Genomic DNA, 16,541 nt, shown 5'->3' on the forward strand with positions numbered 1-16,541 from the left:
ATCCGTCCTAAGGGCGCACAACAATTTTGCGCTAAGATTGAACTCCTGCCCGACATCGGACCTCTTACGTGCCCGGTGTCTCTATCGCGCTTATCTCATACCTAGATGGACAGCTTCCCCGCCTCGTACCGCCTATTGGGCGTGCTCGGCAAGCTGGCGGCCTGCATCACGGGCCTGTCGCTTGCATGCGCCACCCCGGCGCTCGCCGACCTGCTCGACCAGCGCGCCGAAATGATCAACAAGTACGTGAACGAGATGCATGCCGATCCGCTCGTCGCGGATTGCGCGGCGCATGGCAATTTCATCGCCAGCACCTCCAATGCGTTCGATCACGTCGAATTCCCGTCCAGCGCCTTCGACCCGAGCAGCGCCACGATCACGCCCTGGAACGATTCGTTCGACCAGGGCAAGCAACGCGTCAAGGTCGACAACATCGTCACCGTCGAAGGGCTCGGCATCAGCAACAACGGCAGCGACCCGGCGCACCTCAAGTTCCGCTGCGGCTACGTCGGCACGCAGATGCTCGCGTTCAGCTGGAACGATCCGGTGCCGCCCGCCCGGGCGCATGTCGAGCGCCCCGCGTCGTCGAATAAGAAATTGAAGGCCCATGCCGGCAAGGGCAAAGGCAAGTCGAAAGCGAAGGCCCCGGGCAAGGGCGGCGGCAAGAAAGCCGCGACCACGAAGAAATCGGGCACCCAGAAGAAGGCCGTCAAGAAATCGACGGCAAAGAAGAGTGCGTAAGCGCCGCTTTCCCGCGGGCAGGAAAAAGCCGGAGCATGCTCCGGCTTTTTCCATGTCCAGGCCCGCCGTGCGGACCGCTGTCGCTGGTCAGCAGAACTTCTGCACCTGGTTCAGCACCGCCAGCAACATCGCGGCACCGAGCGACGCGCTGCGCTCGCCGTTCCAGCCCACCCGCTCGTCGGGCAGATTGGCGTTGTCCTTGAACGGCATCTCCAGCGTCAGCGACAAGCAGCCATATTGGTGGCCGACGTACTTCGACGCCAGCTTCAGCGCGTCTTCCTTATACTTCGACGCCGCATAGCCGTACTGATCCTGGAAATCCGGGCTCGCCTGCTTGAACGCCTCGATGAAAGCCGCCTGCTCGATCCGCTGCTGCTCGGTGAAGCCCGGCAGCATCTCGGAGCCCGCGACAAACACATAGGGCAGATCCTCGTCCCCGTGGATGTCGAAGAACATGTCGCAACCGGTCGCCGCGATCGCCTCGCGCACCACCAGCACCTCGGGGCTGCGCGCGGCATCCGGCTCCATCCACTCGCGGTTCAGGTTCGCGCCGGCCGCGTTGGTGCGCAGGTTCCCGAGCACGCTGCCGTCGGGATTCATGTTCGCGACGATATGGAAGGTCGCGAGATCGTAGAGCCTGCGCGCAACCGGATCGCCCGCCCAGTCGCCCCAGCCCGCCAGCCGCTTGACCAGGCCCTCGACGAACCATTCCGCCATCGATTCGCCCGGATGCTGCCGCGCGATGATCCACACCTTTTTCTTCGGCACCTCGGTCTCTTCCGGCGTGCCCAGCACCAGCAGGGAGATCGGCCGGCCTTCGACCGTCCGCCCCAACTCGACCACATTCGCCTGCGGCATCTGCTGCACCGCGCCGAGGAACTCCGAATGCCGCTCCTCGCCGTACGGCTCGAAGTACGCGTAGTAGATGCTGTCGAATTCCGGCGTATGGTCGATGGTCAGCACGGTGCCGTCGTACGAGGTCGGCACGCGGAACCAGTTGACCCGGTCGTAGCTCGCGGCCGCCCGGTAGTCCCGCCAGCCGGATGGGTACGCGCAGGCATGCGCGTTCTCGAAGCGCATCACGCAGCGTTCGCCGCGCGCGCCCGACAGGCGGAAATAAAACCATTGCGCGAACTCGGCCCGGCTGTCGCCGCGCACGCGCAGACGGATCTCGTCCGCGCGCTCGCACGACACGACGTCGATGGCGCCCGCGTCGAAGTTGCTGGTGATCGAGAGGTTCATTGCATCTCCTTGTGCCGGACGGTCTCGTGAACCGTCCGGGCGATTAGGCGCCGATTCGCCGGCGAAACACATAAGTGGCATCGTTCGAGGCCGCCGCATCGAACGCATAGCCTTCCGTCGCGAACGCCTTCAGGCCGTCCGGCGTCGCGATGCGGTTCTCGACCACATGGCGCGCCATCAGGCCGCGCGCGCGCTTCGCATGGAAGCTGATGATCTTGTAGCGGCCACCCTTCCAATCCTCGAACACCGGCGTGACCACCGGCGCGTCGAGCAGCTTCGGCTTCACCGAGCGGAAATATTCGGTCGATGCGCAGTTGACCAGCACGCGCGACGCGCCTTCGCGCGCATTCAGCTGCGTATTCAACGCCTGCGTGATGCGCTCGCCCCAGAACGCGTACAGATCCTTGCCGCGCGCATTCTCGAAGCGCGTGCCCATTTCGAGCCGGTACGGCTGCAGCAGGTCGAGCGGCCGCAGCAGCCCGTAGAGCCCCGACAGCACGCGCACGTGACGCTGTGCGTAGTCGAGATCGGCGGCCGACAGCGAGCGCGCGTCGAACCCTTCGTAGACGTCGCCGTTGAACGCGAGCACCGCCTGTTTCGCATTCGCGGGGCTGAACGTGCGCGACCAGTCGGCGTAGCGTTGGAAATTCAGCTGCGCGAGCGGATCCGAGATATCCATCAGGCTCGCGATCTGCTGCGGCGACAGCGCGCGCAGTTCATCGACCAGTTCGGCCGCGTCTTCGATGAAATCCGGGAGCGTATGTGCCTGAATATGGGGCGGCGTGTCGTAGTCGAGCGATTTCGCGGGAGAGAGAACGATTATCATAGAGGCTCGCAGGCACGTCGTGCCGTGCGGTCAGACGAAAACTACCGATTGTAACGAATGCCCAGCTCCAACGTGCCGCGCACCGTGGTACTCGATTCGAATGTCTGGATCGACATCCTCGTGTTCGACGACCCCGCCGCCCGCCCGATCCGCGCCGCCCTCGAGGCAGGCGCGCTCGTCGCGCTGATCGACGCGCGCTGCCTGAACGAACTCGAGCGCGTGCTCGACTACCCGCAGTTCCGCGCGCGCGCGGTCGACAAGGCCGCCGCGCTCGCCACGGTCGCGCGGCTCGCCCGCCTGGTCGCGCCCGCGCCGGACGCACCGGAAGCGCCGGTCGGCCGGCCCTTGCCCAAGTGCAAGGACCGCGACGACCAGAAGTTCCTCGAGCTCGCGCATGCCGCGCGCGCCGAGTGGCTGGTGTCGAAGGACCGTGCGCTGCTGAAGCTCGCGCGCCGCACCGAACGCGACTTCGGCTTCCGGATCGCGCAGCCCGCGCCGTTCACGGCGGCCTGCGCGCTCGCCGACGGAGAGCCCGCCCCCGTCTGATCGTCACGCCGCGCCTTGCCGTCCCGTTACCGTTTCGCACTTTCCATCCAGTACGCCACGATGAACGCACCTCACGACATGCCGACGACGCCGCACTTTCCCTCCCGCCTGCCCGAGGTGGGCACGACCATCTTCACGGTCATGAGCGCGCTTGCCACCGAAGCGGGCGCAGTCAACCTCGGACAGGGTTTCCCGGATTTCGGCTGCGACCCGCGCATCGTCGATGCGGTGTCGGACGCGATGCGCGACGGGCACAACCAATACCCGCCGATGGCAGGCGTCGCGCCCCTGCGCGAAGTGATCGCCGACAAGATCGCCCAGCTCTACGGCCGCCGCTACGACCCCGCGAGCGAGATCACCATCACGGCGGGCGCCACCCAGGCGCTGCTGACGGCGATCCTGTGCGCGGTCCATCCCGGCGACGAGGTGATCGTCGTCGAGCCGACCTACGACAGCTACCTGCCGTCGATCGCGCTCGCGGGCGGCACGCCCGTGTTCGTGACGCTCGAAGCGCCCGACTATGCGATCCCGTTCGACCGCCTCGCCGCCGCGATCACGCCGCGCACCCGCCTGATCCTGATCAACACGCCGCACAATCCGACCGGCACGGTCTGGCGCGACAGCGACATGCGCAAGCTGGAAGAGATCGTGCGCGGCACCAACCTGCTGATCCTGTCCGACGAGGTGTACGAGCACATGGTGTACGACGGCGAGCGGCACGAGAGCGTCGCGCGCTATCCGGAGCTGGCCGCGCGCAGCTTCATCGTGTCGAGCTTCGGCAAGACCTTCCACGTGACGGGCTGGAAGGTCGGCTACGTGGCCGCGCCCGCCGCGCTGACGGCGGAATTCCGCAAGGTCCACCAATTCAACGTATTCACCGTGAACACGCCGATGCAGGTCGGCCTCGCCGCCTACCTGCGCGATCCGCAGCCATATCTGACGCTGCCCGCGTTCTACCAGAAGAAGCGCGACTTCTTCCGCGCGGGGCTGGCCGGCTCGCGCTTCAAGCTGCTGCCGTGCACCGGCACCTACTTCCAGTGCGTCGACTACTCGGCGATCAGCGACCTGCCGGAAGCGGAGTTCTCGAAATGGCTGACGACCGAGATCGGCGTCGCCGCGATCCCGGTGTCCGCGTTCTACCACGCGCCGCACGAATCGGGCGTCGTGCGTTTCTGCTTCGCGAAACAGGAACAGACGCTCGCCGCCGCGCTCGAACGGCTCGCGCGCCTCTGAGCGCCTGACGCACGGGCGGCCCGCCGCCCGTGCGTCATCCCGCCTACTTGGCGGCGTCCTGGAACGCCTTGCGTTCCTCCGCCACGCGTCGCACGGCCGGCCGTTCGCCGAGCCGCTTCGCGTAGTCCTTCCAGTCGATCCCCGCCGCGAGCACGAAGTCGCGCCCGAAGACCTGCTTGGTCGCCAGTCCGACGAGCGGCAAGTGCACATAGGCGACGACGTCGGCGATCCCGAACGCGTCACCATACGCGTACGGCGTGAAGGTCGTCAGTTGCTTCAGCGCATCGAGCGCGTGCGTGAGGCGCGCCTCGACGCGCCGCTTGGTCCCGTCGCTCACCGTGCCGCCGAAGAACGCCTCCGGGTACACCTCGCGCGCGGGCAGCTCGATGTACAGCTCGAGACAGGTGATCAGCTCGCGCACCTTGGCGGCCGCGTACGGATCGGCCGGGAAAATGCCCAGCTCCGGATGGCGCGCCGCCAGGTATTCGATGATCGCCTGCGATTCGCTGATCGGACCGGACTCGGTGCGCAGGAACGGCACCTTGCCGAACGGCGACGCGGCCAGCGAGGCCGGATCGGCGAGCGGCAGCCCCAACCGCTCCTCCTCGAACGGGATGCCGAATTCGAGCAGGGCCAGCTTGGCCTTGTTGTAGTAATTGGACAGAGGGAAACCACACAGCTGCAACATGAGACGCCTCCTTTTTATGGGAACGTCGGCCGCATCCAGCCCCGTGCCGGCCCGCCGACGCCACGTCGAAAAGCACGTTCGTGCTAGTCTAAGACAAGTTCGGCACTTGTCATGCATCATCATCGATCCGGGCGCCGCATCCCGGCTGCCCGCCCCGCCCCTGCCCAGGAGACCCGCATGAGCGCAGCCCTGCTCGCATCGCGCCCGCCCGAAAGCGAATCGACTCTCGTCCTCACGCTGTCCAACCCCGGTGCGCGCAATGCGCTGCATCCCGACATGTACGCCGCCGGCCTGGAAGCGCTCAACACCGCCGAGCGCGATCCGGCGATCCGCGCGGTCGTGCTGACCGGCGCGAACCGTTTCTTCTGCGCGGGCGGCAACCTGAACCGCCTGCTCGATAATCGCGCGAAGGACCCGGCCCTGCAGGCGGAAAGCATCGACCTGCTCGGCGAATGGGTGACAGCGCTGCACACCGCGACCAAGCCCGTGATCGCCGCGGTCGACGGCGCGGCGGCGGGCGCCGGCTTCTCGCTCGCGCTCGCGTGCGACCTGATCGTCGCGGGCGACGACGCGAAATTCCTGATGTCCTACGCGCGCGTCGGGCTCACGCCGGACGGTGGCGGCTCGTGGTTCCTCGCGCGCGCGCTGCCGCGCACGCTGGCCGCCGAGATCCTGTTCGAAGGCAAGCCGGCCAGCGCCGCCCGGCTGCACGCGCTCGGCGTCGTCAACCGGCTTGCGAAGCCCGGCACCGCGCGCGAGGCCGCGATCGCGTGGGCCGACGAACTCGGCGCCATTTCGCCGCACGCCCTCACCGGCATCAAGACGCTGCTCGCCGATGCGCCCGACCGGCCGCTCGCGACCCAACTGATCGCCGAACGCGATCAATTCCTCGCCGCGCTCTATCATCCGGACGCGCTCGAGGGCATTACCGCCTTTCTCGAAAAACGCACGCCTATCTACAAACGTTGATGTCCGCCATGTCCCGCTACACCTTGCCGAAACGTCGCCGCCTCTATCTGATGCGCCACGGCGATGTCACCTACTTCGACGCCGACGTCGAGGTCATCGACCACGACGCCGTACCGCTCAACGAACGCGGCCGCGCGCAGGCCAGCGCGGCGGGCCGGCTGTTCGCGGAGCAGGCGGTGCGCTTCGACCGCGTGATCACGAGCGGCCTGCCCCGCACCATCGAAACCGCGCGGCGCGTGCTGGCCGAAACGGGCCAGCCTGCCGTGATCGAGATCGAACCCGCGTGGCGCGAAATCCGCGGCGGCAATCTCGACGCGCTGCCGCCCGAGCAGCACGAGGGCGCGTTCCTGCGCGCGCTCGACGGCCTCGTGTCCCACGATACCCGCTTTCTCTGCGGTGAGACGATCGGCGAACTGATCGATCGCGTCCTGCCGCCGTTCGCCGCGCTGCGCGCGGACCCGTCGTGGGATACCGCGCTGCTGGTGTTGCATGGCGGCGTGAACTGCGCGCTGCTGTCGCATGCCATGTTGCCTGAACAACGCTTGTTCAACGGCCGCCTGTCGCAGGCGACCGGCTGCATCAACGCGATCGACATCGGCGAACGCGACAACGACTATCTGATCCGCCTGCTCGATTATTGCCCGCACGAACCGCTGCATCGCGACGCCCGCAACACGGTGATGGAAATCTACTACCAGCAGTATCTGCAAAACACGCGCGGCTGATCCGGCCCGGCGTCCGGAGACGACGATGGCGCATCTGAATCATCCGGCGGGCTCAGCGACCGACTACCGCGCCTTCGCAGGCACGCGCCCGGTCGACGCCGCGCAGCATCCCGATACGGCGCGCTCGCCGACTGGCTTGCCCGCCACGTCGAGAATTTCGCCGGGCTGCTTGCGATCGAGCGATTCGATCGCGGCCAATCGAATCCGACCGACGCCCACGCGCTGCTATGTGATGCGAGCCAAGCCCGGGCCCGCCGCGAAGCTGCTGCCGTCCGCGCATGCAATCGCACGCGCACACCGGCGTACCGGTCACGCGGAGGCTCGCGCTGTGCGAGCACGAGTACGTGATCGGTCGCGCCTTCTACGTGATCGATTGCGTGGCGGGCCGCATGTTGTGGGATCCCGCACTGCCCGGCACGACGCCGGGCGAGCGCACCGCTCACGTCGACGAGATGGGCCGCACGATCGGCGTGCTGCCTGCGCTCGACGCAGGCCGGCACGCGACCGATGGCGGAACTCGCATGGCAATTGACGCGATGCCGCTCGCCCGCCTCGCCTGGTCCGCGATGCGCCGCGTGCGCGCCCCGACAGCCCGCACGTGATGCAGCCGCGACGGCGGACCTGTGCAGCGTCACCGCATGCGCTTCCCTCGGCAAACCTCGCCGCGCGACGTCTGCAGCCGCGAAAAATCTATGCTCTAATTTCCGCCTGCCGCGGCGCAACAAACACGCGCGCCGCATTGACGAACCGCAACCGAGGAACGCAGATGATCGACGTCTACAGCTGGGCGACCCCGAACGGTCACAAAGTGCACATCATGCTGGAGGAAACCGGCCTCGCCTATGAGGCCCATCCGATCGATATCGGCGCGGGCGACCAGTTCACGCCCGACTTCCTGGCGATCAGCCCGAACAACCGGATCCCGGCGATCGTCGACCACGACGGCCCCGGCGGGCAATCGCTGTCGCTGTTCGAATCGGGCGCGATCCTCGTCTACCTCGCCGAGAAGACCGGCCAGTTCCTGCCCACCGACCCCGCCGCGCGCTACACCACGCTGCAATGGCTGATGTTCCAGATGGGCGGCGTCGGCCCGATGTTCGGCCAGACCCATCATTTTCGGATCTACGCGCCCGAACAGATCGATTACGCGGTCAACCGCTACACGAACGAGACGCGCCGCCTGTACGGCGTGATGGACAAGCAACTCGGCAAGCATGCCTATCTCACCGGCGATGCATACACGATCGCCGACATCGCGACGTTCCCGTGGACCCGTTCGTGGAAGAACCAGGGTGTCACGCTCGAGGAATTCCCGAACGTGAAGCGCTGGCACGACGCCATCGCCGCGCGTCCCGCCGTGCAGCGCGGCGTCGAGGTGCTCGCGTCGCTGCGCAAGCCGCTGCAGGACGACAAGGCGCGCGAGGTGCTGTTCGGCGCGACCCAGTACGCGAAGCGCTGAGCCGCGCTGCGCGTCGCGTGGTGGGCCCGCCATGACGCCCCCGCCTCGCGGCGCGCATACTGTCGCGTTCAGAAGTGATGCTGCGTGATGAATTCCGCGACGCAGGCGAGCGCCGGTTGCCCCTGCGCCTCGATCTCGACGGAGATCGACCAGGTGGCGCGCACCCCGTCGTTCGCGACATCCTCCGCCGCCTTCAGCATGCATGCCGCGCGCACCCGTGCGCCCACCGGCACCGGGCGCAGGAAGCGCACCCGGTTGAGCCCGTAGTTCACGCCCATGCGCTGTTCGAAGCGCAGCGCATCGCCGAGCAGCGCCGGGATCAGCGACAAGGTCAGGAAACCGTGCGCGATCGGCCCGCCGAACGGCGATTCGCGCACGGCGCGGACCGGGTCGACATGGATCCACTGGTGATCGTCGGTTGCGTCGGCGAAGCGCTCGACGCGCGCCTCATCGATCACGCGCCACCCGCTCACGGCCCGCTCCGCGCCGACGCGCGCGTGCAGCGCCGGCGCGGAATCGATCAGCGGCGCGGCGGCCGCCGCCTCCGACGTCATGCGCGCGGCTGCGGCGCGCGCAGCCCGAAGATCACTTTCGAACGGACCGTGATCACCGTCTCGCCCTGCGGATTCACCCCTTCCCATTCGGTCGTCACGATGCCGCGGTCCGGACGGCTCTCCGAGACGCGCTTGTCGAGCACCTTGTTGTACATCGTGATGGCGTCGCCCGCGCGCACCGGCTTCAGCCAGCGAATCTCCTCGATCCCCGGCGAGCCCATGCTGGTCGACCCTTGCAGCACGTTGCGCACGAGCATGCCCATGAACACCGAGCAGGTATGCCAGCCGCTCGCGACCAGCCCGCCGAACGGCGACGCGCGGCCGGCCGCCTCGTCGAGATGGAACGGTTGCGGATCGTACTGCCGCGCGAACGCGACGATCTCGTCCGGCGTGAACGTGTGCGTGCCGACCTCGGTGCGTGAATCGACTTCCAGATCTTCGTAGCTGATACCCATCGCCTTCTCCGTGATTGCGGCGCGCACGCGCGCGCCGTCCTGCCCTGCCTCATGCCTCCTGCGGCGCCGCGAACCCGGGCAGCGCGGCAAAGCGCGCGAGATGATGATCGACATCGCCGAGCGTCGTCTCGATGATCGACAGGCGCTTGAACAGATGCGCCGCCGCGACCTCGTCGGTCACGCCCATCCCGCCGTGCAGCTGCACGGCCTGCTGGCCGACGAAGCGCGCGGCCTGACCGACCCGCGCCTTCGCGGCCGACACCGCGCGGCGCCGCTCGTCGGCGTCGTCGCTCGCATAGCGCACCGCCGCCAGATAGGTCAGCGAACGCGCCTGCTCCGCGTGAATCAGCATGTCGACCATGCGGTGCTGCAACACCTGGAAACGCGCGATCGGGCCGCCGAACTGCGTGCGGTTCTTCGTGTATTCGAGCGTCGCGCGATTCAGTGCGTCGAGTGCGCCGAGCGCTTCCGCGCACAGCAGCACGATGCCGTAGTCGGCGATCCGGTCGAGCGCCGCCGCATCGCGCTCGCCGCCCGTCAGCGCGCGGCCGGGCGCGTCCGTCAGCGTGAGCGTCGCGGCGCGCTGGCCGTCGATGGTCCGGTAGTCGACCACCTGCGCGCCCGCCGCGCCGCGTTCGACCACATACAGGCCGAGCGCGCCGTCGGCGGTGCGCGCCGGGACGATCCACGCATCCGCCTGCGCGCCGTGCCGGACCACCGATTTGATGCCGTTCAGCACGACGCCCTGGCCGCGCGCAGCGGCGATGGTGGCCAGCGCGAACAGGTCATGACGCGCATCCGGTTCGTGAAACGCGACGGCGAGCTTCGCGTCGCCGTGCGCGACGCGCGCCAGCAGCGCCGCATCCTCGCCCGCGCCGGAACCCGCGACGCGCAGCGCCTCGACGCCGACCGCGGTCGCCCAGTACGGCTCGACCACGAGGGCGCGCCCCAGCTCCTGCATCACGACCAGCATGTCGACCGTGCCGCCGCCGAAGCCGCCCTGCGCCTCCGGCACCGGCAACGCGGTCAGGCCGAGTTCGGCGAACGCGCCCCACTGCTCGGCCGACACCCCGGTCGCGCCGTGCACGATCGCGCGACGCGCGTCGAAGCCATAGCGCGCATCGAGATAGCGGCGCAGCGCGTCGGCGAATTGCTGCTGTTCTTCGGTAAAGGTGAAGTCCATGCGCCGCTCCTCAGAGTCCGAGCATCATCTGCGCGATGATGTTCTTCTGGATTTCGTTCGAGCCGCCGTAGATCGACGTCTTGCGGAAGTTGAAGTAATACGCGGCGAGCGGCGCGATCGCGTCGTCGCCCGTCACGCTATGCGCGCGCTCGCCTTCGAGGAAGGGGACGTCGAACGGCGCGGCGAGCGGGCCCGCGGCCTCGAACATCAGTTCGGTCAGCATCTGCTGGATCTCGCTGCCGCGGATCTTCAGCATCGATGCTTCCGGTCCCGGCCCGCGCCCCTGCGCCTCGCTGCTGACGACGCGCAGCACCGTCACTTCGAGCGCCATCAGCTCGATCTCGAGCGCGGCCACCTTCGCGCCGAACACGGGATCCTCGAGCAGCGGCCGTCCGTTCTTGCGCTGACGCATGGCGAGCTGCTTCAGGAATGCCAGCTCGCGTTTCGACGCGCCCACCCGCGCAATCCCGGTGCGCTCATGCCCGAGCAGGTATTTCGCATAGGTCCAGCCGCGGTTCTCGTCGCCGACGAGATTCTCGACCGGCACCCGCGCGTCCTCGAAGAAGACCTCGTTCACCTCATGGTCCTCGTCGAGCGTGATGATCGGGCGCACGGTGACGCCGGGCGTCTTCATGTCGATCAGCAGGAACGAGATGCCTTCCTGCTTCTTCGCCTCGGGATCGGTGCGCACGAGGCAGAACATCAGGTCCGCATACTGCCCGAGCGTGGTCCAGGTCTTCTGGCCGTTGACCACGTAGTGATCGCCGTGCCGTTCGGCGCGCGTGCGCAACGAGGCGAGGTCGGAACCCGAGCCGGGTTCCGAATAACCCTGGCACCACCAGTCGGTACCGTCGAGGATGCGCGGCAGATAGTGGCGCTTCTGCGCCTCGCTGCCGTATTTCATCAGCACCGGCGCCACCATCGACACGCCGAACGGCAGTACCGTGGGCGCGCCGATCCGGGCGCACTCCTCGTCCCAGATGTGACGCTGCGTCGCGCTCCAGCCCGGCCCGCCGTATTCGACGGGCCACGCAGGCGCGGCCCAGCCGCGCGGGGCGAGCACCCGGTGCCAGCTCGCGTAGTCGTCGCGATTCAGACGTTTGTGATTGAGAACCTTCGCGCGCAGGGCCTGAGGCAGGTTGGCCTCGAGCCAGGCGCGGATGTCGACGCGGAATGCGTCGTCGGCGGGGGAATAATCGAGATCCATGCGCGTGTCTCCTGTAGAGCAGCGTCAGTGCTTCGGCACTGATCCTGTTCCCACGCGGTCGACCAGCATCGTGCCTCGGCACTTGCGCCGGCCCCGCAGGGCTCTCCGCGGCCGACGAGGCCGCCAGGAGCAGCGCGGCGATCAGCGGGCGATCACTGCAACGGCTCTTTCAGCGCGGCCGGAACCGGCAGCGGCATCACGTCGATGCCTTCTTCGACCAAGGCTCGCGCATCCTCCGGTGTCGTCACTCCTCGGATGCTGCGCACGGGCGCCTCGTTGTAATGAATGCGCCGCGCTTCCTCGGCGAAGCGCTCGCCCACGTTCTCGGTCTTGTCCAGCACCTCGCGCAACGCGCGCATCACCTGCGCCTGCAGCGCGCGCGGATCGGCCGGCGCCGGCTGCGTCGCGCCCGACAGATTCAGGCGCGGCGCGGACGGCATGCGGCTGACCTCGGTCGCCCCGCACACCGGGCATTCGACCAGCCTGCGGGACAACTGCGCTTCGAACTCATCGGCGGAAGCGAACCAGCCTTCGAACCGATGGCCGTGCGGGCACTGTAAATCGAGGACCTTCATGCTGAATCAGGGCGTGCTCGGAGTGTATCGCAAAACAAAAATTTATGAACGGTCGTGCTAAATCTCGACCTGCGGCCGAACCGCGACCGGCGTCGATTGTAGCGTGCGGCTCGAATCGCCGCCGAGCGTGGGGTGGGACGGCCGGTTCCGGGCGCGCCCCGCTTGAGGACTATCGGCGACGGACGTCTGGCAGGGGCGCCCGGCCAGGGGCGCCCGGCTATGGGCGAATCACCTCGCCGAGCGGCCAGGCGCCGGACAGCGCCTTGTCGAGCCACATCGTGCCGATGATCGTCTTCACGTCGGTGATCTGGCCGGTGAGGATCCATTCCAGCACTTGCGGCACGGTCGCGCTGAAGGTTTCGAGGAACTCGCCCTCGTCGAGCGCGCGCTCCCCTTCCGTCAGGCCGCGCGCAAGATACAGGTCGATGAACTCGGTCGAGTAGGAGATGATCGGGTGGATCCGCGTCAGGTGCACGTATTCGCGCGCGCTGTAGCCCGTTTCCTCGCGCAGTTCGCGGATCGCGCACGCGAGCGGCCCTTCCTGCGGATCGAGCTTGCCGGCCGGATATTCGGCCATCACCTTGCCGATCGGGTAACGGTACTGGCTCTCCAGCAGCACGCGACCGTCCTCGAACAGCGGGATCACCATCACCGCGCCCGGGTGCTTCACGTACTCGCGGGTCGCCTGCTTGCCGTCCGGCAGGCGCACCGTGTCGCGCCGCAGCTTCAGGAATGCGCCGTCGTAGATCGATTGGCTGTCGATGCAGGTTTCGGTCAGCGTAGCGTCGTGATTCGGCAGGTCAGCCATCGGCGGCTCCGGAAGTGAGCGCAACGGCCGGCGGCCGTCAGCGTCGTTTGACGAGATACTGGAACGTGAAGCCGGGGAACGCGAACACCACGAACAAGCTGAACGTGATCGCGTAGAACTGCCAGCCCTGTTCGAAGCGATTGCCGGCGCGCGATTCGAGCCAGAAGCCCAATGCGCCGACGATGAAGTACAACACGATCAATTCGCCGATCCGGATCCAGCCGCTCTTCTTCGCGGCGCCCAGCGGCACCGCGGCGAAGAGCCGCTGATTCAGGAACGGCAGGTTGGCGCCCGCGAGCGCCAACAGCACGATGAACCAGCCCGCTGCCGACATCAGAGCGGCAGCGTGTGGCTGATGGCCTGCAGGCAGATCGTCATCAGCGGGCCCGGCACCAGGCCTAGCACGACGACGGCAAGGCCGTTCAGCACCAGGATCGTGCGCTTGCAGACATCGCCCGTGATCGGCGTCGTGTCCTGCGGCGCATCGAAGTACATGAGCTTGACGATGCGCAGGTAGAAGAACGCGCCGAACAGCGAGGTGATGACCGCCAGCACCGCGAGCCACGTCAGGCCGGCATTGACCGTCGCCTCGAGCACCGCGAGCTTCGCGTAGAAGCCGACCGTCGGCGGAATCCCCGCGAGCGAGAACATCATCACCATCATCACGAACGCGAACACCGGGCTGCGCTTGTTCAAGCCCTTCAGGTCGTCGATGGTCTCGGCCTCGAAATCGCGGCGCGCGAGCAGCATCACCACGCCGAACGAGCCGAGCGTCGTCACCAGGTAGACGATCGTGTAGAACATCGCCGAGCTGTACGCGCTCGCCGCCGACGCCGGATTGCCGTTGACGACGCCCGACAGCAGGCCGAGCAGCACGAAGCCCATGTTCGAGATCGCCGAGTACGCGAGCATCCGCTTCACGTTGCGCTGGACGATACCGGTCAGGTTGCCGACGATCAGCGACAGCGCCGCGAGGATCACGATCATCTGCTGCCAGTCGGCCGCGAGCGGCAGCAGGCCCATCACCAGGAACCGCAGGCCCCACGCGAACGCCGCGACCTTCGGGCCGCCGCCGACGAACAGTGTCATCGCGGTCGGCGCGCCCTGGTAGACGTCCGGCACCCACATGTGGAACGGCACCGCGCCGAGCTTGAACGCCACGCCCGCGACCACGAAGATCACGCCGAACAGCAGCACCGCGTCGTTGATGCGACCCGACGCGACAGCCTTCAGCACTTCGTTCAACTCGAGCGAGCCGGTCGCGCCGTACAGCATCGAGATCCCGTACAGCACGAAGCCCGACGCGAGCGCGCCCAGCACGTAGTACTTCATCGCCGCTTCGCTCGACTGCGCGGCATCCTGGCGCAGCGCGATGGTCGCGTACAGCGACAGCGACATCAGTTCGAGACCGAGGTAGAGCGTCAGGAAGTTGTTGCCCGAGATCATGATCAGCTGGCCGAGCAGCGAGAACATGCCGAGCAGGAACACGTCGCCGCGGAACAGGTTGCGATCTTCCAGGTACTTGCGCGAGTAGACGAGCGCCACCGCGAAGCCCAGCGACACCACCGCCTTCATCACGCTCGCGAACGAGTCGACGACGACCATCCGCGTGAAGAAGTAGTACTGCTGCGGATCGAACGCCTGCAGCGCGAACCACACGCCGGCCGCGACCGACGACAGGACCGCGATCAGATACGTGAGGCGACGGCCGGCCGCGCCGGCGAAGGTGTCGTTCAGCCACGCGACGATGATGGCGAGCATCACCAGCGCGTCAGGCAACAAGACAGTCATAGGTGCGTTTTGCATGATCTTTATGTCCTCCGCTCGCGCTTACTGGGCCAGCGGCAGCTTCGACTGCGCGACGTGGGAGAGGAGGTTTTCCACGGAAACGTGCATCACGTCGGTGAAGGGCTTCGGATACAGGCCCATCAGCATCGTGAATGCGGCCAGCACGGCGAGCATCGTGAATTCGCGGCGGCCGATGTCCTTCAGCTGCGCGACCTTGTCGTTCTTCACCGCGCCGAAGTACACGCGCTTGTACATCCACAACGTGTAGGCCGCGCCGAGAATCAGCGTGAACGCCGCGCCGAACGCGATCCAGAAATTGAACTGGACGGCCGCGAGGATCACCATGAACTCGCCGACGAACCCGGAGGTGCCCGGCAGGCCGCAGTTGGCCATCGAGAACAGCATCGCGAACGCCGCGAACTTCGGCATCACGTTGACGACGCCGCCGTAATCGGCGATCTGGCGCGAGTGCAGGCGGTCGTAGAGCACGCCGATGCACAGGAACATCGCGCCCGACACGAAGCCGTGCGAGATCATCTGAATGATCGCGCCTTCGACGCCGAGCTGGTTGAAGATGAAGAAGCCGAGCGTGACGAAGCCCATGTGCGCGATCGACGAATACGCGACCAGCTTCTTCATGTCGGACTGCACCATCGCGACGAGGCCGATGTAGATCACCGCGACGAGCGACAGCGCGATCACCGTGGGCGCGAAGAAGTGGCTCGCGTCCGGCGTGATCGGCAGCGAGAAGCGCAGGAAACCGTACGCGCCGAGCTTCAGCATGATCGCGGCCAGCACCACCGAGCCGCCCGTCGGCGCCTCGACGTGGGCGTCCGGCAGCCAGGTGTGGACCGGCCACATCGGCACCTTCACCGCGAACGCGAGGAAGAACGCAATGAACAGCAGCACCTGCGGCGTCATCGCGATCTTCGCGTTCTGCCAGGTGGCGAGGTCGAACGAATGCGTCTGCGTGTACAGGTAGATCAGCGCAACCAGCATCAGCAGCGAGCCGGCCAGCGTGTACAGGAAGAACTTGAACGCCGCGTACACGCGGTTCGGGCCGCCCCACACGCCGATGATGATGTACATCGGGATCAGCGTGGCTTCGAAGAACACGTAGAACAGCAGGCCGTCGGCCGACGAGAACACGCCGATCATGATGCCGGACAGGATCAGGAACGCGGCCAGGTACTGCGACACGTTCTCGGTGATCACTTCCCACGCCGCGATCACGACGATCACGGTGATCAGCGCGGTCAGCACGACGAACCACATCGAGATGCCGTCGACGCCGAGGTGATACGAGATGTTGAAGCGTTCGATCCAGGTCGTCTGCTCGACGAACTGCAGCGCGGCCGTGCTCGTATCAAAGCCCGTGACCAGCGGCAGCGTGACCGCGAGGCCCGCGAGCGAGCCGATCAGCGCGAGCCAGCGCGCCGTGCCCGGATTTTTGTCGGAACCCACCGCGAGCACGAGCAGGCCGAACACGATCGGCAGCCAAATCGCGGTACTGAGAATCGGAAAAGAGTGCATTAGTCGTCC

The 16,541-nt window shown here is 67.0% G+C and carries 18 protein-coding genes and 1 pseudogene; 7 read left to right on the forward strand and 12 right to left on the reverse strand.

The window, feature by feature from the left end:
* Positions 1 to 105: 105 nt before the first annotated feature.
* Positions 106 to 741, forward strand: a complete 636-nt coding sequence (locus Bsp3421_RS24210) for a BspC domain-containing protein (RefSeq protein WP_274004103.1) — start codon at positions 106 to 108, stop codon at positions 739 to 741.
* A gap of 87 nt (positions 742 to 828) precedes the next feature.
* Here the strand turns inward: Bsp3421_RS24210 and Bsp3421_RS24215 are convergent, their stop codons facing one another.
* Together Bsp3421_RS24215 and yaaA are read right to left on the reverse strand one after the other, a co-directional pair.
* Positions 829 to 1,983 carry a M14 family metallopeptidase gene (locus Bsp3421_RS24215; RefSeq protein ID WP_274004105.1) on the reverse strand — a complete coding sequence of 385 codons (1,155 nt, stop codon included), beginning with the start codon at positions 1,981 to 1,983 and terminating at the stop codon, positions 829 to 831.
* Positions 1,984 to 2,026: 43 nt separating this feature from the next.
* Positions 2,027 to 2,809 (reverse strand): peroxide stress protein YaaA, encoded by a 783-nt coding sequence (gene yaaA, locus Bsp3421_RS24220; RefSeq protein ID WP_274004106.1) that lies wholly within the window; start codon positions 2,807 to 2,809, stop codon positions 2,027 to 2,029.
* Between the two features lie 57 nt (positions 2,810 to 2,866).
* Between yaaA and Bsp3421_RS24225 the strand changes: the two genes are divergently transcribed.
* The gene (locus tag Bsp3421_RS24225; RefSeq protein WP_274004107.1) at positions 2,867 to 3,355 is read left to right on the forward strand and encodes a putative toxin-antitoxin system toxin component, PIN family; all 489 of its coding nucleotides are present in this window, start codon (positions 2,867 to 2,869) and stop codon (positions 3,353 to 3,355) included.
* A 60-nt stretch (positions 3,356 to 3,415) separates the two neighbouring features.
* On the forward strand, positions 3,416 to 4,588 hold the full coding sequence (locus Bsp3421_RS24230) for a pyridoxal phosphate-dependent aminotransferase (RefSeq protein ID WP_274004109.1): 1,173 nt from the start codon (positions 3,416 to 3,418) through the stop codon (positions 4,586 to 4,588).
* Between the two features lie 43 nt (positions 4,589 to 4,631).
* Here Bsp3421_RS24230 and Bsp3421_RS24235 read toward each other — a convergent pair whose 3' ends face one another.
* Complete coding sequence (locus Bsp3421_RS24235; protein ID WP_274004110.1) at positions 4,632 to 5,276, reverse strand: glutathione S-transferase family protein; 645 nt, start codon at positions 5,274 to 5,276, stop codon at positions 4,632 to 4,634.
* A gap of 177 nt (positions 5,277 to 5,453) precedes the next feature.
* On the opposite strand from Bsp3421_RS24235, the gene Bsp3421_RS24240 reads away from it, so the two are divergent.
* The 4 genes and pseudogenes from Bsp3421_RS24240 to Bsp3421_RS24255 all read left to right on the forward strand — a co-directional run bounded on the left by Bsp3421_RS24240 (position 5,454) and on the right by Bsp3421_RS24255 (position 8,429).
* Positions 5,454 to 6,245, forward strand: coding sequence for an oxepin-CoA hydrolase, alternative type (locus Bsp3421_RS24240; protein ID WP_274004112.1), 792 nt, complete (start codon positions 5,454 to 5,456; stop codon positions 6,243 to 6,245).
* A gap of 8 nt (positions 6,246 to 6,253) precedes the next feature.
* Positions 6,254 to 6,970, forward strand: a complete 717-nt coding sequence (locus Bsp3421_RS24245; protein ID WP_274004114.1) for a histidine phosphatase family protein — start codon at positions 6,254 to 6,256, stop codon at positions 6,968 to 6,970.
* Between the two features lie 25 nt (positions 6,971 to 6,995).
* Positions 6,996 to 7,458, forward strand: a pseudogene (locus Bsp3421_RS24250) (phosphotransferase); the annotation flags it as partial.
* Positions 7,459 to 7,736: 278 nt separating this feature from the next.
* Positions 7,737 to 8,429, forward strand: coding sequence for a glutathione binding-like protein (locus Bsp3421_RS24255; RefSeq protein WP_274004116.1), 693 nt, complete (start codon positions 7,737 to 7,739; stop codon positions 8,427 to 8,429).
* 68 nt (positions 8,430 to 8,497) lie between these two features.
* Here the strand turns inward: Bsp3421_RS24255 and Bsp3421_RS24260 are convergent, their stop codons facing one another.
* From Bsp3421_RS24260 to Bsp3421_RS24300, 9 genes are all read right to left on the reverse strand, one after another.
* On the reverse strand, positions 8,498 to 8,983 hold the full coding sequence (locus tag Bsp3421_RS24260; RefSeq protein WP_274004118.1) for a MaoC family dehydratase: 486 nt from the start codon (positions 8,981 to 8,983) through the stop codon (positions 8,498 to 8,500).
* Positions 8,980 to 9,438: a MaoC family dehydratase gene (locus tag Bsp3421_RS24265; protein ID WP_274004120.1), complete on the reverse strand. Its 459-nt coding sequence runs from the start codon at positions 9,436 to 9,438 to the stop codon at positions 8,980 to 8,982. The genes Bsp3421_RS24260 and Bsp3421_RS24265 overlap by 4 nt, the downstream gene beginning before the upstream one ends.
* 49 nt (positions 9,439 to 9,487) lie before the next feature.
* Complete coding sequence (locus tag Bsp3421_RS24270; RefSeq protein WP_274004122.1) at positions 9,488 to 10,621, reverse strand: acyl-CoA dehydrogenase family protein; 1,134 nt, start codon at positions 10,619 to 10,621, stop codon at positions 9,488 to 9,490.
* A 10-nt stretch (positions 10,622 to 10,631) separates the two neighbouring features.
* A complete protein-coding gene (locus Bsp3421_RS24275) occupies positions 10,632 to 11,828 on the reverse strand; it encodes an acyl-CoA dehydrogenase family protein (protein ID WP_274004124.1) in 1,197 nt (398 codons plus the stop codon).
* Positions 11,829 to 11,980: 152 nt separating this feature from the next.
* Positions 11,981 to 12,403, reverse strand: a complete 423-nt coding sequence (locus tag Bsp3421_RS24280) for a DUF1178 family protein (RefSeq protein WP_274004126.1) — start codon at positions 12,401 to 12,403, stop codon at positions 11,981 to 11,983.
* Between the two features lie 217 nt (positions 12,404 to 12,620).
* Entirely contained in the window at positions 12,621 to 13,211 is a 591-nt protein-coding gene (locus tag Bsp3421_RS24285; RefSeq protein WP_274004127.1) for an NUDIX domain-containing protein, read from the reverse strand.
* 37 nt (positions 13,212 to 13,248) lie between these two features.
* A complete protein-coding gene (locus Bsp3421_RS24290; protein ID WP_252983711.1) occupies positions 13,249 to 13,545 on the reverse strand; it encodes a DUF2818 family protein in 297 nt (98 codons plus the stop codon).
* A complete protein-coding gene (nuoN, locus tag Bsp3421_RS24295; protein WP_274004336.1) occupies positions 13,545 to 15,002 on the reverse strand; it encodes an NADH-quinone oxidoreductase subunit NuoN in 1,458 nt (485 codons plus the stop codon). The genes Bsp3421_RS24290 and nuoN overlap by 1 nt, the downstream gene beginning before the upstream one ends.
* Positions 15,003 to 15,041: 39 nt before the next feature.
* The gene (locus tag Bsp3421_RS24300; RefSeq protein WP_274004129.1) at positions 15,042 to 16,532 is read right to left on the reverse strand and encodes an NADH-quinone oxidoreductase subunit M; all 1,491 of its coding nucleotides are present in this window, start codon (positions 16,530 to 16,532) and stop codon (positions 15,042 to 15,044) included.
* Between the last annotated feature and the right edge of the window lie 9 nt (positions 16,533 to 16,541).

The organism is Burkholderia sp. FERM BP-3421 (assembly GCF_028657905.1).
GTDB lineage: Bacteria > Pseudomonadota > Gammaproteobacteria > Burkholderiales > Burkholderiaceae > Burkholderia.

What these genes read in the sequence shown, in the direction of transcription:
- Bsp3421_RS24210 (WP_274004103.1), top strand. Translation starts at nt 106, where the DNA reads ATGGACAGCTTCCCCGCCTCGTACCGCCTATTGGGCGTGCTCGGCAAG.
- Bsp3421_RS24275 (WP_274004124.1), bottom strand. Translation starts at nt 11,828, where the DNA reads ATGGATCTCGATTATTCCCCCGCCGACGACGCATTCCGCGTCGACATC.
- Bsp3421_RS24300 (WP_274004129.1), bottom strand. Translation starts at nt 16,532, where the DNA reads ATGCACTCTTTTCCGATTCTCAGTACCGCGATTTGGCTGCCGATCGTG.
- Bsp3421_RS24230 (WP_274004109.1), top strand. Translation starts at nt 3,416, where the DNA reads ATGAACGCACCTCACGACATGCCGACGACGCCGCACTTTCCCTCCCGC.
- Bsp3421_RS24235 (WP_274004110.1), bottom strand. Translation starts at nt 5,276, where the DNA reads ATGTTGCAGCTGTGTGGTTTCCCTCTGTCCAATTACTACAACAAGGCC.
- Bsp3421_RS24245 (WP_274004114.1), top strand. Translation starts at nt 6,254, where the DNA reads ATGTCCCGCTACACCTTGCCGAAACGTCGCCGCCTCTATCTGATGCGC.
- Bsp3421_RS24225 (WP_274004107.1), top strand. Translation starts at nt 2,867, where the DNA reads ATGCCCAGCTCCAACGTGCCGCGCACCGTGGTACTCGATTCGAATGTC.
- Bsp3421_RS24260 (WP_274004118.1), bottom strand. Translation starts at nt 8,983, where the DNA reads ATGACGTCGGAGGCGGCGGCCGCCGCGCCGCTGATCGATTCCGCGCCG.
- Bsp3421_RS24285 (WP_274004127.1), bottom strand. Translation starts at nt 13,211, where the DNA reads ATGGCTGACCTGCCGAATCACGACGCTACGCTGACCGAAACCTGCATC.
- Bsp3421_RS24270 (WP_274004122.1), bottom strand. Translation starts at nt 10,621, where the DNA reads ATGGACTTCACCTTTACCGAAGAACAGCAGCAATTCGCCGACGCGCTG.
- nuoN (WP_274004336.1), bottom strand. Translation starts at nt 15,002, where the DNA reads ATGACTGTCTTGTTGCCTGACGCGCTGGTGATGCTCGCCATCATCGTC.
- yaaA (WP_274004106.1), bottom strand. Translation starts at nt 2,809, where the DNA reads ATGATAATCGTTCTCTCTCCCGCGAAATCGCTCGACTACGACACGCCG.
- Bsp3421_RS24280 (WP_274004126.1), bottom strand. Translation starts at nt 12,403, where the DNA reads ATGAAGGTCCTCGATTTACAGTGCCCGCACGGCCATCGGTTCGAAGGC.
- Bsp3421_RS24255 (WP_274004116.1), top strand. Translation starts at nt 7,737, where the DNA reads ATGATCGACGTCTACAGCTGGGCGACCCCGAACGGTCACAAAGTGCAC.
- Bsp3421_RS24290 (WP_252983711.1), bottom strand. Translation starts at nt 13,545, where the DNA reads ATGTCGGCAGCGGGCTGGTTCATCGTGCTGTTGGCGCTCGCGGGCGCC.
- Bsp3421_RS24240 (WP_274004112.1), top strand. Translation starts at nt 5,454, where the DNA reads ATGAGCGCAGCCCTGCTCGCATCGCGCCCGCCCGAAAGCGAATCGACT.
- Bsp3421_RS24215 (WP_274004105.1), bottom strand. Translation starts at nt 1,983, where the DNA reads ATGAACCTCTCGATCACCAGCAACTTCGACGCGGGCGCCATCGACGTC.
- Bsp3421_RS24265 (WP_274004120.1), bottom strand. Translation starts at nt 9,438, where the DNA reads ATGGGTATCAGCTACGAAGATCTGGAAGTCGATTCACGCACCGAGGTC.